The sequence below is a fragment of the Pseudoalteromonas xiamenensis genome (assembly GCF_030994125.1).
Taxonomy (GTDB): domain Bacteria; phylum Pseudomonadota; class Gammaproteobacteria; order Enterobacterales; family Alteromonadaceae; genus Pseudoalteromonas; species Pseudoalteromonas xiamenensis_B.
In genome coordinates, this window is record NZ_CP099917.1 from 1299380 (window position 1) to 1312892 (window position 13513).

At 43.1% G+C, this 13513-nt stretch carries 12 protein-coding genes; 2 read left to right on the forward strand and 10 right to left on the reverse strand.

The annotated features are described in order from the left end of the window. Positions 1 to 25: 25 nt before the first annotated feature. The 3 genes from recJ to xerD all read right to left on the reverse strand — a co-directional run bounded on the left by recJ (position 26) and on the right by xerD (position 3614). Positions 26 to 1750 carry a single-stranded-DNA-specific exonuclease RecJ gene (gene recJ / locus NI389_RS06040; protein WP_308362016.1) on the reverse strand — a complete coding sequence of 575 codons (1725 nt, stop codon included), beginning with the start codon at positions 1748 to 1750 and terminating at the stop codon, positions 26 to 28. A gap of 131 nt (positions 1751 to 1881) precedes the next feature. Continuing rightward, a complete protein-coding gene (dsbC, locus tag NI389_RS06045) occupies positions 1882 to 2628 on the reverse strand; it encodes a bifunctional protein-disulfide isomerase/oxidoreductase DsbC (protein WP_308362017.1) in 747 nt (248 codons plus the stop codon). Positions 2629 to 2690: 62 nt separating this feature from the next. Beyond that, positions 2691 to 3614, reverse strand: a complete 924-nt coding sequence (xerD, locus tag NI389_RS06050) for a site-specific tyrosine recombinase XerD (RefSeq protein WP_308362018.1) — start codon at positions 3612 to 3614, stop codon at positions 2691 to 2693. Positions 3615 to 3685: 71 nt separating this feature from the next. Between xerD and fldB the strand changes: the two genes are divergently transcribed. Further along, positions 3686 to 4210 (forward strand): flavodoxin FldB, encoded by a 525-nt coding sequence (gene fldB, locus NI389_RS06055; RefSeq protein WP_308362019.1) that lies wholly within the window; start codon positions 3686 to 3688, stop codon positions 4208 to 4210. Positions 4211 to 4247: 37 nt separating this feature from the next. Here fldB and NI389_RS06060 read toward each other — a convergent pair whose 3' ends face one another. The 7 genes from NI389_RS06060 to sixA all read right to left on the reverse strand — a co-directional run bounded on the left by NI389_RS06060 (position 4248) and on the right by sixA (position 10634). Next, a complete protein-coding gene (locus NI389_RS06060) occupies positions 4248 to 5087 on the reverse strand; it encodes a DNA ligase (RefSeq protein ID WP_308362020.1) in 840 nt (279 codons plus the stop codon). 54 nt (positions 5088 to 5141) lie between these two features. Further along, positions 5142 to 5456: an HAD family hydrolase gene (locus tag NI389_RS06065; protein WP_308362508.1), complete on the reverse strand. Its 315-nt coding sequence runs from the start codon at positions 5454 to 5456 to the stop codon at positions 5142 to 5144. A 26-nt stretch (positions 5457 to 5482) separates the two neighbouring features. After that, positions 5483 to 5806: an HAD family hydrolase gene (locus tag NI389_RS06070; protein ID WP_308362021.1), complete on the reverse strand. Its 324-nt coding sequence runs from the start codon at positions 5804 to 5806 to the stop codon at positions 5483 to 5485. 37 nt (positions 5807 to 5843) lie between these two features. Continuing rightward, positions 5844 to 6137 carry a hypothetical protein gene (locus tag NI389_RS06075; protein ID WP_308362022.1) on the reverse strand — a complete coding sequence of 98 codons (294 nt, stop codon included), beginning with the start codon at positions 6135 to 6137 and terminating at the stop codon, positions 5844 to 5846. Between the two features lie 218 nt (positions 6138 to 6355). Further along, the gene (locus NI389_RS06080) at positions 6356 to 8623 is read right to left on the reverse strand and encodes a TonB-dependent receptor (RefSeq protein WP_308362023.1); all 2268 of its coding nucleotides are present in this window, start codon (positions 8621 to 8623) and stop codon (positions 6356 to 6358) included. Positions 8624 to 9299: 676 nt separating this feature from the next. After that, positions 9300 to 9872, reverse strand: a complete 573-nt coding sequence (locus tag NI389_RS06085) for a cache domain-containing protein (protein WP_308362024.1) — start codon at positions 9870 to 9872, stop codon at positions 9300 to 9302. 276 nt (positions 9873 to 10148) lie between these two features. Beyond that, positions 10149 to 10634, reverse strand: coding sequence for a phosphohistidine phosphatase SixA (gene sixA, locus NI389_RS06090; RefSeq protein WP_308362025.1), 486 nt, complete (start codon positions 10632 to 10634; stop codon positions 10149 to 10151). A gap of 154 nt (positions 10635 to 10788) precedes the next feature. Here sixA and NI389_RS06095 point away from each other — a divergent pair, with 154 nt between their 5' ends. Continuing rightward, positions 10789 to 13455 carry an insulinase family protein gene (locus NI389_RS06095; protein ID WP_308362026.1) on the forward strand — a complete coding sequence of 889 codons (2667 nt, stop codon included), beginning with the start codon at positions 10789 to 10791 and terminating at the stop codon, positions 13453 to 13455. The last annotated feature ends 58 nt before the right edge of the window (positions 13456 to 13513 follow it).

A 13513-nucleotide genomic window follows, 5' to 3' on the forward strand; every position in this document is an offset into this window, starting at 1 on the left:
TGAATTGTGGACTTTTTATCGGAATTTAAAGAGCCTGAAGCTCTCTAACCATTAATTGCAGTGAAAACTTACCTCTGAATTCATTAATATCGAGTTGAAAGGCAATATGAACGTGCTGCGCGGAACTGTTTGGCCATGCACGCACGTCAACATTGAAGGCAATAGCATCAAACAATTTACCGTCCGCGTGTTTCACCACTAGCTTTAAGTGTTTTTCACCCACCAAACGCTGTTGAATGATCTCAAACTTGTCTTCAAATAACGGCTCTGGAAATTTTTGTCCCCATGGACCGGATTGTTGAATCAGTCCCGCAAAGTCCAAACTAAAACACGTTGCAGGTAACACCCCGTCCGTAAGCACCACACATTGCTTGTGTTCTTCGCTTAATTCATTTGCTGCAAAAGCCGTAAATACACTTTTAAATTCGTCGAAGCAGCCTGGGTTCAGCGTCAAACCAGCAGCCATCGCATGCCCACCAAATTTGGCGATCAACCCTGGATGTAACGTGTTTATCCGCTCTAGCGCATCGCGCATATGAAACCCTTCAATAGAACGACACGATCCTTTTAACGCGCCATCATCGCCTTGTGCAAAAATCACGGTTGGACGATGAAAATGTTCTTTTAAACGACCAGCCAAAATGCCGATGACACCTTGATGCCAATCATCTTGAAAAAGACATACTGCGTCAGGAATTGTTGATGTCTTGTTGACCAAGCGATCAAGTAGCGCCATAGCCTCTTGCTGCATACCTTGCTCTATTTCGCGGCGTTCGTGGTTAAGTCCGTCTAATTCATTCGCAATTCGACGGGCCTGATACTCATCTTTTGAAAGCAAACACGCTATGCCCAAACTCATGTCGTCAAGCCGTCCCGCTGCATTCAAACGCGGTGCTAAGGAAAAACCAAAATCACTCGCACTCAAACGTGCACTGTTCCGGTTCGCCACTTCAATCAGAGCTTTTATGCCTGGACGTGTTTTACCGCTACGAATGCGCGCGAGCCCTTGGTGTACTAACGTGCGATTGTTTGCATCTAGCGCCACGACGTCCGCTACAGTGCCAAGCGCAACAATGTCGAGCAAATCGGCTAAATTGGGTTCAGGAACGTGGGTCTCACTAAAGTAGTTCTGTTGTCTTAAATAGTTCCTAAATGCGACAAGGAGATAAAACGCAACGCCAACACCTGCTATGGATTTTGAAGGGAATTGGCAGCCATGCTGGTTCGGATTCACGATGGCATCTGCAACTGGTAATTGTTCGCCTTGTAGATGATGGTCAGTGACAAGAACTTTAATGCCTGCCGCTTTTACTTTGGCAATGCCTTCAACACACGAGATACCATTGTCTACTGTAATCACTAAATCGGGTGAAAGCGTGATGATGTGCGCGGCCAGCGCAGGACTTAGTCCGTAACCAAGACTGAATCTATCCGGCACAAGATAATCAACCGAGTTAAAACCAAACCACGGCAAGCCCGTCATCAACAACGCAGTGCTAGTCGCGCCGTCTGCGTCGAAATCCCCCACGATTAATACTCGTTCGTGATTTTTCAACGCATTGTCGAGCAACGAGCACGCTTTATCGATGTCTTTGAACAACCGAAAATCAAGCAAACCAGACGCTGAGTTATTAATTTCTTCAATATGTTGTACACCTCGAGAGGCATAGATTTGACGAATTACAGGGTGAAGGTGAGCTGGCAAATGGTCATCACTAACAGGATGTCTAGCTTGGATCAGTCGTTTCATACTGGGTACTTTCAGTCCTTCCATTACGGCGTGTAAAGCTCTCTTTGTAGCTCAACATAACATAGCAAAACATTATACTAAAAAAGGGCCCTAAGGCCCTTTTTTATGAGACTCAATGTCAATATTTCATTTTACGACTTCTTAGCATGCTCATCTAAAATTTGAGCAAGGCTATCCGCTGGTTGATAACCTGGGATCATCGTACCATCTTCTAAAATAATCGCTGGCGTACCAGAAATACCAAAGCTTTGACCTAATTGATAATGTTCTGCAACTGGTGCATTACAACCCTCAACTTTAGCCACATCATTACCTGCTTTTGCTTCAGTAAGCGCTTTGTGATTATCTTTTGCACACCATACATTGCGAAGATCTTCGTAGCCTTTACCACGCAGACCACCGCGAGGGAAAGCCATATAGCGTACTGTAATGCCAGCGTTTAGGTAATCTTGAAGCTCACGGTGTAATTTACGACAATAACCACAGGTAATGTCCGTAAACACGGTAATTTGGTGTTTTTCATTTTCAGCTTTATAAACGATCATTGAGTCTTCAAATTCTGAAACGCCCGCTTTACGGACATCACTCAATGCATTTTCCGTTAGGTTTTCACGGCTATCAATGTCCAAAAGAGTACCCTGAATAAGATACTGACCGTCAGGACTACCGTACAACACACCTTTATCCGTAATTAACGTGACTAAACCCGCTATTGGATTTGAACGCACTTCTTTTACCGCTATGCCTAATTGCGCAAATTTCGCCACAACTGGTGAGGGCGTAGCTGCCACTTCCGTTGATGGTGCAGCTTGTACTTCCACGTCAGCCTGAGCACCAAAGCCACACAAAAGTGCCGCCGCTAATACTATTCTTTTCATCAATATGTCTCTTATTCTCAATTACTGTCTATATAGACCGAAATATTTGCTAAAAAATTCCGTTACGCACGAGGGTGATGAGTTTGATGCAGTGATTTCAATCGCTCACTTGCCACATGCGTGTAAATTTGGGTAGTCGACAAGTCACTGTGACCTAACATCATTTGTACCACTCGAAGATCCGCACCATGATTTAACAAATGTGTAGCAAATGCATGGCGTAACGTGTGTGGTGATAACGGTGACACAACTTGTGCCAAAATAGCATAGTGTTTGATTCGATGCCAAAAAGTTTGTCGCGTCATTCCTATTCCACGCTTAGATGGGAATAGAAAATCGGTCGCGTGTTTGATCATACTTGGCCTACCTTCTTGCAAAAATCGCAATATCCAATCTTGCGCTTCTTCCCCCATTGGCACCAAACGCTCTTTTCCGCCTTTACCTCTGACCAGAACCACCCCTTGTCGTAAATTAACTTGCTCCATTCGCAGCCCTACAAGCTCACTCACACGAAGACCTGTGGCATAGAGTAGTTCAAGCATTGCCTTGTCGCGCATCCCCATCGGTTCCGACACATCTGGCGCGCTTAGCAACGCATCAACCTCTGATTCTGTAAGGGTCTTTGGTAACGATTGCCCTATTTTCGGCTGAGCAATATTCTTTAAAGGTGAGTCGGACAACTGATGGTCGCGTTGCATATACTGAAAGAATCGCTTCAGAGCGCTGAGCGCACGCGCTGTACTTCTAGATTTAAGTCCAGTATCAGTGCGATAAGCCAAATAAGTTTCTATCGTTAAATGCTGAACGTCGGCCCACTGTACTTCTCCAATAAAGCGTGCAAACTTAATTAAATCGTTTCGGTAAGATGAGATTGTGTTGTCACTCAAGCCTTGCTCAAGGTACAAGTTGTCTAAAAACTCTTCGATAAGTGTTTCATTCCTTGGATCTATTTGTTTAACCAACGACTCGTCGTTACTTGTACTCATATATCAATTTTCATCTGCATAAGGTAGACTCTGCCTCAATCATAACAGCCCTTGAGACAGTGATAAACACTATGAATATAGGCTTATTCTATGGCTCGACAACGTGTTATACCGAAATGGCCGCAGAAAAGATGCGCGATATCCTCGGTGATGACCTCGTCACGCTTTTTAATATAAAAGATGAGTCACTTAAAAAGGCAGAAGACTTCGACTTTGTGATTTTCGGTATTTCAACTTGGGATTTTGGCGAACTCCAAGAAGACTGGGAATCACATTGGGATGACATAGATGCAGTAAACCTTACAGGTAAAACCATCGCTTTGTTTGGCATGGGTGATCAGCAGGGTTACGGCCAGTGGTTTCAAGACGCACTCGGCATGTTGCACGCCAAAATAGCACCTCAAGGTGTTCATTTTGTTGGATTATGGCCAAACTCCAGTGACTATGAATTCGAAGCATCGAAAGCGCTCACCGAGGATAAGGCTCACTTTGTAGGCCTTGCGCTAGATGAAGATAGTCAGTACGACAAAAGTGATGCACGCATCGCGACATGGATAGAGCAAATCCTCAATGAATACAGCGAGAGTTTGGCATAAATCCGCATGTACTCCTGTAAGCGCATAAAATGTGCGCTTACAAAACGTCTCGAACTCGTAAAAAGCGCGCAAAACGCGGCTTGCCATTCTTAGTCTTACCTTGATAGCGAAATGTAACGATACTGCCAATTGCAGGGGGCTTTATTCGCTCACTCATGTTAAACCCTGTTCCCAACTCAAATATTAGACCTTGTTTATTTTCCACAATTAATGCACCAAGCATATTTCGGAACTTGCCCTTTCCTGGTTGATGGCCAATGACCTTAGCTTCTTCATCTTGATATGGCTTATATTTCAAGACTGCGCCAGTACGCCCTGCTTGATGCAATGCATCTTTGCGATGCAATATAAGACCTTCGCCTCCCCGTAATACAACTTCTTGTAACCAGCGTTCAAGCAACTGCTCAGAGGGGATTTCTTTTTGTTCAATCAGTTGGAGTTGAATGGCGGCTTGAGTTTGAAAACGTTTACGTAGCTCGGCATATCGTTCGACAAACGTACCTTGGAGTTTTGGGGCATCAAAAATAAGGTATTTAACCTGCTCCCATGCCGTATCATCGATTTGACGACGGCGGACTAGACCACTGACAAGTTCGAACTCACCATAATTAATCCAGAGCTCGCCGTCTAAGTCCATGGCAGGTAATGGTTCTGTAAACCATCCGGGCGCGAAAATAGGCTGCCCAGTGCGGGTCATCAACCGTTTCCCATCCCAATAAGCTCTTACGCCATCAAATTTCTCGGAAACTAAGTAACGGTCCACGGGAAGCTGCTGTGCATATACTTGTGCTAGCTGTACTGGTGGGACTTCTGCGTAAACAAATCTAGATACAAAGAAAAAAAGTATGAAAAATGCACCATTGCAGTATCGCCCCATGCTTCCGGCTCCTTGGAAAACAAACCATAAAGTAAAAAACAGATTCAGTGTAGACTAGTTTTTATGGCTTGCGAGTGACTGAACGTGAAAAAGCGCATTTGATAAGTCTGACGCTCGGTGATCCGCTTGAGTAAAATCCTGCTTTTTCGAGTGCTGATGAGGGATTACAACGCAATATAACGCAGCTGACTTTGCAGAGGCTAAACCGGTTGCAGAATCTTCCATCGCCACAGCTTCGTAGGCCGATAGCTGCATTGCCTTTAATGCTTTTAGATAAGGCTCCGCAGAGGGCTTAGGGGTTTCCACATCTTCTTTGCAGATCACTACTTCAAATAACTCAATAAGGCTATAGTGTTGTAACACAGGAATTGCTTCTGCACGACTACTTCCCGTAACTAAAGCAAGACGAAAATCACACGCGCTTTTTGCAAAATTGCTTTTGCGTTTGGCATCAGCGTCGGAGGAAGCGTTTTTGAGGTTTCAACAAAATGCTGATTTTTTTGCTCAGTGAGCGTTTGAGCATTCAGTGGCAATTGATGCCTTAATCGAAGAATTTCAGCGGTTTCTAAGGTTGGCACTCCCGAAAACTCATCACAAAACTCTGACTCGCTGTACTCAATTGAAAAAGGAGCCAGCACTTTTACCCAACTCAAATAATGCAACACTTCAGAATCCACTAACGTGCCATCGAAATCGAATAAAATTGCCTGAATATCCATATTCATCTCCTTTTCAGATTAACCGTTTACAGTCAGGTTATAGGCCTGCTGGCGGTTCTGCTTGGGCAAGTTCACCCGTTTCAACTTCAACAAGCTCATAGCCACGTTGCAAACGAACGACTTTTAAAATTGGCTTTTCAAACGCCGAAGCTAAACGCTCTGCATCAGCACGTAATTCTTCTAGGCTTGTTCCCACTGGCGAAGCACCTGTTTCAGACCAGTTTGTTGCTCGACCATTTACGTTATATTCCACTTCGTGAATTTGATAAAGTGTTGGCTCATCACCTTTGCCTTCACATTCAATTACACGGTAGTTCCAAAATCCAGCCATTACTATTTCCTCATAAATCAATGGGATACCAATTGCATAAATGCTTTCTGTCGCTTCGACGTAGCTCCGCAACAATGTTTAAGCTTTTTATCAATTAGGCACTAAACACATCAAGCAAGCTAAAACGGATAGCGCGCACTCTACCAGCTTCTCATGCCATTTTCATTACTCTAAAAACAAAAACCCGCCATTTAGGCGGGTTTTAAAAGCGTCATCTATTAGAAGAATTTAACTTTGAATTCAGCGCCAACAAAACGCTCTTCATTCGTCATACCAGTCAAGTTATTGAAATCTACACCACCAATAACTTCTTGCTTGTCGAAAATGTTACGAACAAACGCAGAAACTTGATACTCATTATCACCTTGGTACCAGTTATAACCTGCACGTAAACCACCTTCTAACAATGGCTTGCCTTTGAATTCCACTGACTTGTATAAGAAGAAGTCAATTGCACTGCGGTACGACCAATCTGTATATGCGAAGAACTCACCTTCACCCATTTCTTTGCTGTAACGAAGCGTGAAGTTAGAAATCCACTCAGGTGCGTGTGGCAGACTGTTGCCATCTAGAATCGCCAAACCTTTGCTATTTAAAGGATCGGTTACTGTACATTGTGCACAAACCGCTACCGCAAGGTCTTTATCGCTTAGTTCCGTTTTGTTGTAACTTAGGTTGAACGTTGCATTTAGTTCGTCAGTTAATACCCATTCAGTATCCAGTTCGAAACCATAGCCAGTCGTTTTGTCAGCGTTAATCAAACGGTTGAAGTTCGCATCACCACCTACAGCCGTAAGTTGCTGATCATCCATTTGGAAGTAGAATACCGTTGCGTTAACACGACCACGGCCATCTAACACATCTGATTTAATACCTGTTTCAATTGAATTAACTGTCTCAGAGTCCGCAACTGTAACGACGTCACCAAATAGAATACGACCTTGGATACTTGGCGCACGGAAACCATTCGCGATACGGCCAAACCAGTTTACGTCGTCGTTCACTTTGTAAGCTAAGCTTACGTCCCAGCTTACATGGTTGTCAGATGGATTTGCTGAACCCGTCATTACATCTGGTGAACCATTCCAAGGTGTTGGATTTTTGGTGCGTTTAGCCGTGAAATCTTTCTCATCACTTGAGTAACGAACACCAGTTGTCAATTTCAGGTCATCAGACAAAGTGAAATCGAATGAACCAAATACTGCCCATGCAGACGTATCTTGGTTTTGGAACGCATAACCATTCTCAACACCACCGGCTAATGTGTCGTAAGAGAAGCTCTCAATCATCAGGTCTTCTTCAAATAGGAACATACCTACTTGATAGTTAAAATCGCCGGTGAAGTTACTGCTCAAACGAAGCTCTTGCGTGTATTGGTTATGATCAGGAATACCGTCCGCACTTTCTGCAGAGAATGGGATCAAGCCTGGACCTTGATAGTTATCTAGGAATACAGCACCGTAACCACCGTCAACGTCAGCGCGTGAATAGATTTCCGCACTTTCCCATGCAGTGATAGACGTCACTGTATGCTCTGCCAAATCCCACTCAAGTTTCAATGACAAACCTTGTGATTCTACTTGTTGAGTCGCATTGTCTGCTGCATCGTGGAATGCGACATCGTGTGAGTAACCATCAACGATGTTATTTGAACCTTTTTCAATTAGGTTTGCACGGAATACAATCGGCTTTCCATCAAGATCACGTACGTGATAGTTAAGAAGACCCGTGAAGTCATTGCCTTCATATAAGAATTGGATACGCGCTGCTTTTTCGTCGTAGCCACCTAATACGTCTTTCTTTTCATGACCAGGTGCTTTGATGTCGATGTAATCATCTTTAGTTTGCCAAAGTACAGAAACACGCGTAGATAGTTTGTCCGTCAAACCACCACCGACTGCACCTTCAAAGTCAACTGCACCACGGCTACCGTAAGAAACCGCACCGTAACCTTCAAACTCTTGGCTTGGCTTCACTGAATCAAATTTTACAAGACCAGCAGGCGTGTTACGGCCGAAAAGCGTGCCTTGTGGACCACGTAGTACTTCTACGCGACCGATGTCAAAAACAGGGAAACCTTTTAAAATTGGGTTTTCTTGAACTACTTCATCAACAACTAAAGAAACTGGCTGCGAAGCATTCAAATCGAAGTCAGTGTTACCTAAACCACGAACATAAAAACGTGGGAAAGTACGACCGAACGAAGATTCGATAGATAAACTCGGGATCTTCGCGTTCATGAAGCGAATATCCATACCCGCAGAGCTATATGCATCAAGATTGTCGCCTTGAAGTGCAGATACAGCAACAGGCACTTCTTGTGCATTTTCTACACGTTTACGTGCAGTGATCTGAATAACTTCAAGTTGATTGTTTTTAGCTTTTTCGCCTTCTTCAGCGAGCGTAGAGAATGAAGTACCTGCTACGGCAGAGAACAACGTCGCATTAATTAATGTCGCTAACGTAGATCTTTTCATTGCTTTCATGTTTGGTATAAACCTTCTTGGAGCACTCTTTCGTTCAACGGTTGTATGGGCGCCGTAAAACAGTGGCGTGATACGTTCAATTTTTCGCGCTTTATGGGTTGGCGCGGACCTCAAAATCGAGAGTGCTAAGCGAGTAAAGAGGCTGAACGTGACGGGTCAATATTATAGCAGCAAATGACCATTTTGCTGCAAAAAGAGGAATGATTTTGTAAATTTTTTTAAATTATTATCGAATAATATTTTAAAAAAAGAAACTTTTATTCAAACTCAAGTGCAAAATAAGGACATTTGTCCTTTTTGAGGCTGTAATTTTAACTTTTTTTGACAATCAGCTCCCTTAATGGGTCCAGAGGCATGACAATTGTCCTTGACTTGCAGCTCACCCTATTTTTCCAAAAAAGAAACATGATACTGGTCTTATAAAAGCAATTAAACAGTCAAAATGAAGTCGTATTTAGTCGTGAATTTTTAACACAAATGGACATGACGAACATGTGCCGAAATACTTATTTTCCTATTGTGAGGAAAACTTCAGCACTTGAATATAACCATCAAATAAACAGCGTGTTTAGTGAAGGAGTTATACAGGACCTGACTCTAACGTTTAGTTAGATGTAACATGAAACCCGTTTCGACCCAATTAGAAAAATAACGGTATGATACAGATAAAGACGCCCTACTTTGCCTTTCGCTTACAATAGATAACCCAGGCGGCCACAATACTACAAAATAAAAGGCTCAATACAAGCCACATTTGCCACACTGGCATTTCCTCTTCAACGACGCTGGCTGCAAAAACCCAGTTCCAGTTATCAATTCGACGAATGTACGCAACTTTACTTTCTATTTTGCCACTGACACCCGATTGCCAGTGATAACTGACCACCGCTTCTTGGGACGCATTGGCTGATTTAACAAGGTGGCGAAATGCCCCAGCAACAATAGGATTCGCATGTGAAGTAAGAACACGGCCGTTAAACTCTGGATGAGTCGGGTGAAAAATCATCTTGCCGCTTGTGTCGTAAACAAAGAACGTAGTGTCAGATGGGTCAGCCTTGGCAATTATATCGATCAGTTTGGCCTGTTTTTCGGCTGTCTTCAACGAGGTATTGCTAACGACTGATTCGACGGTTTGAAACAGTGCGTCCGCTTTATTGTGACTAATTTCACTTACCGAAAAATGGACATGTGCCAGTGCCAAAGCAACTGGAATAAATCCACCTACTAAACATGCAATTAGCCAAGACACACGCGGAATCAAAATACTCAGTCCTTAAAACGACAAACTGGAACAGTGTACTGTTATTTGAAACTAGGTCGAGTGTGGAAAATTAATTATTAAGGAAATTAAGCGTATCTATATGTAATATATAAAAATATCAATATGAACAAATGTAAACAAAAGGCTGTTTAGCGTGTATTTGACCGTTCTATTGAAAGATTTAATTGCACACGCTCGCAACCAAAAGATGCAAACGTTCATCTTGCACTCGGGGAGAAATGAAATTTCAATAAAGGTAAAAACTTACTGAAATGCGGCCACTCGTTCTGGAATGTGAAGGCCTTTAAGGAAACCCTTTCGAGTTAGCTCGTCGTATTCTATCTGCGCGCAAGCGGCAAGCTGAAAAATAGGCATGTCACCAGGACTCAGTTGATCGACCAAATAGCTAACTATCGGCATGTGTGCGACCAATAACCAACTTTCGATATCAGGATGCATTGAAATTAACGTTTCCAAATAATCAATTGCAAAACTTGCATTACCATTTGGCACGATATCACTACACGTTTCAAGAAAACGAGGAGAATTAAACAGCAGTACTTGGTTTGCAGTTTGCTGCGCACGGAGATAAGGACTGATTAGCACACCTTCAGGTGAAAATGCCTGCTTGGCCAACCACTGCCCCATCATTTTCGCTTGCTGACAACCTTTTTCAGTTAACGCTCGAGATTCATCATGTCGAACTAGCGGTTCAGCTTCACCATGGCGCATTATTAAAATGGTTTTCATAGCTCTCCAGCGATTCCAAGTTTTGGACCTTTTTGGTAGCCTCTAGGTCCGTTTGTTCGCTATATTAAAACAAACACCTACAGCGCGAAAGAAGTTTAGCAACTTTACTATCCATGTGCTTTATTTACGTCTCGCCGACAAATTTGGAGTTCAGTTGAAAGTCAGTACTAATGATAGTCGTCAATATAGACAACTCACACTCGACAATGGTCTTAAGGCACTTATTGTCAAAGATAGCGATTCTCAGCAATCTGCAGCCGCACTGACAGTCAATGTGGGACATTTTGACGATCCCAAAGAACGAGAAGGTTTATCCCATTTTCTGGAGCATATGCTGTTCCTTGGTACTGAAAAACATCCCGAATCTGGAAGTTTCCCGAAATTTGTCAGTCAAGGTGGTGGCCACAGTAATGCGTGGACAGGCACTGAGCACAGCAGTTACTTCTTTGATGTCCAAAACGCGTTATTCTTTGAAGCACTAAATCATTTTGCAGAACTGTTTATCTGTCCGTTGATTAATCAAGCGGATACGGAAAATGAACGGAAAGCGATTGATGCCGAATTTAAAATGAAAATAAAGGATGATAGTCGTCGTATTTATCAGGTTCACAAAGAAACGGTAAATCCAGCTCACCCCTTCACAAAATTCTCGGTCGGTAATTTTGACACGCTGAAAGATAAATCAGGCTCAATCGCGAAGGAAATTAGGGCCTACTTTGAGACACAATATCAAGCACACTGGATGACACTCGTGGTGTGTAGCCCCTTTGAACTGGATGAAACGAGTGAATGTGTCACTCGAGCCTTTAGCCAAATCAAAAGCCACCAATTACCAAAACCAGCGATAGAAGAGCCGCTATATCGAGAAGAAGACTTAAAGCGTCTGATTCACATTGAACCACGCAAACCAATGCAGAAGCTCATTGTCAGCTTCCCTATCCCAACTCAACAAACAGATTATAGAAAAAAGCTCACTAACTTTTTGGCCCACCTGCTTGGCTATGAAGGTGAAGGTTCGCTTTATTCCATTCTTAAGTCACAAGGTTGGATCAACGCGTTATCAGCTGGCGGCGGTATACAAGGTAGTAACTTTAAAGATTTCAATGTCAGTATTGCATTGACCGATGAAGGCATCGAATATTACGAAGACATCGTAGAGATGGTGTTTGAATACTTAACGCTTATCAAACAGCAAGGAGAGTCGCTTTCAGCTCTTTATAATGATAAACGCAAGTTGTTAGATATCGCTTTTGATAACCAAGAACCTGGCCGTTTGCTGGATTGGGTGTGTGGGCTTAGCAATAACATGCACCATTTTGAGCCTGACGACTACATCTATGGCGACTACGTCATGGATGGTTTTGATCTACCGCAGTTCAACGCATTACTGACTCATTTTACGCCTTGGAATATGCGACTTGTGCTTATTCACCCTGATGTCGAAGTGACCAAAAAGGCAAAATGGTATAAAACGCCTTACCAACTTGAGACGCTCGACGATGTTTGGTTAAATTCGCTCGCTTCAATCGACAAACCTCTAGATCAAATGGTGCTTCCGTCAACAAATCCTTATTTGAGTGACGAAAACCCGCTTTTACCATTAGAGTCGAGACAAAAATCACCTCATCTAATTACTGAAAAAACCGGATTTAAATTTTGGTTCAAACAAGATGGAAAGTTCCGAGTTGCCAAAGGTCACTTTTACCTTGAAATCGATTCGATGGTCGCGGTTGAGAATGAACAGCACATTGCGATGACTCGTTTATTTGCTGACCTTTTTATGGATTGCGTTGCAGAGCAATTTTATCCAGCAGAGTTAGCTGGCTTAAACTACCACCTAACTTCACATCAAGGCGGCCTAACGCTACAAACATCAGGCTTGTCGGCGAGTCAATTGCGCTTGATTGATGAATTGGTCGCCTCATTACTCACCATGCCTATCTGCCAACGACGTTTTGCCGAGTATAAAAAGCAACTGGTTAGACACTGGCAAGCCCATAACCAAAATAAACCTGTCGGCGAGCTATTTAGCCTACTCGGCGCACGTTTGATGCCTTGGAATCCAACACCTAGCACCCTTGCAACCGCGCTTAAGCGGACCAGTTACAATGATTTCTTAACGTTTCGTGAGAAGTTTTTCCAAACCATCCATATCACGGCTTTTTTGCATGGGAATTGGCAAGAAAACCAAGCCAGACAACTTGAGGAAAAACTATTATCTCATTTCTCTGAAAGTGAGATTTTACCCTGTCTAATTAGACCGCTAAATATACTCTCACAATCGGAGTATTGTGCTGTAGAACACTCAATGGGGGATGCTGGTTTCGTACGCTATTACCAGTCGCAATCCGCAGACGCAAAAGAAAAAATATCATTCATGTGTTTAAACCAACTTATGAATCAAGATTATTTTGAGGCATTACGTACACAGCAGCAACTTGGGTACCTTGTCGGTTCTGGATATGCGCCATTTAATACACGCGCTGGGATTGTTTTTTACATTCAATCCCCCCAATACAGCGCCGACGAATTACTGATAGCTCACGATAAATTTGTGGAAGCGTTTAAATCATCACTCCTTGCGCTTTCGCAAAATGATTGGGAAAACCAAAAACAAGCGTTAAAAACGGTTGTGGCAGAAAAAGACAAAAACCTTCGTCTGCGTTCCCAACGCCTGTGGCTGGCGATAAGCCATGGCAATGACTTTGGAATTCAAAAGCAATTGGTAAATGCGCTCGAAGCATTAACATTAGACGACATGAAAACATTCGTTGAACAACTGTTCGCTGCAAATGCCGCAAACATTACCTTAACCTGCTAAATCCCATCCAACCTTCACACGGCCATTTAACTCGCCTTACCGTTATGGCCGTGTGAAG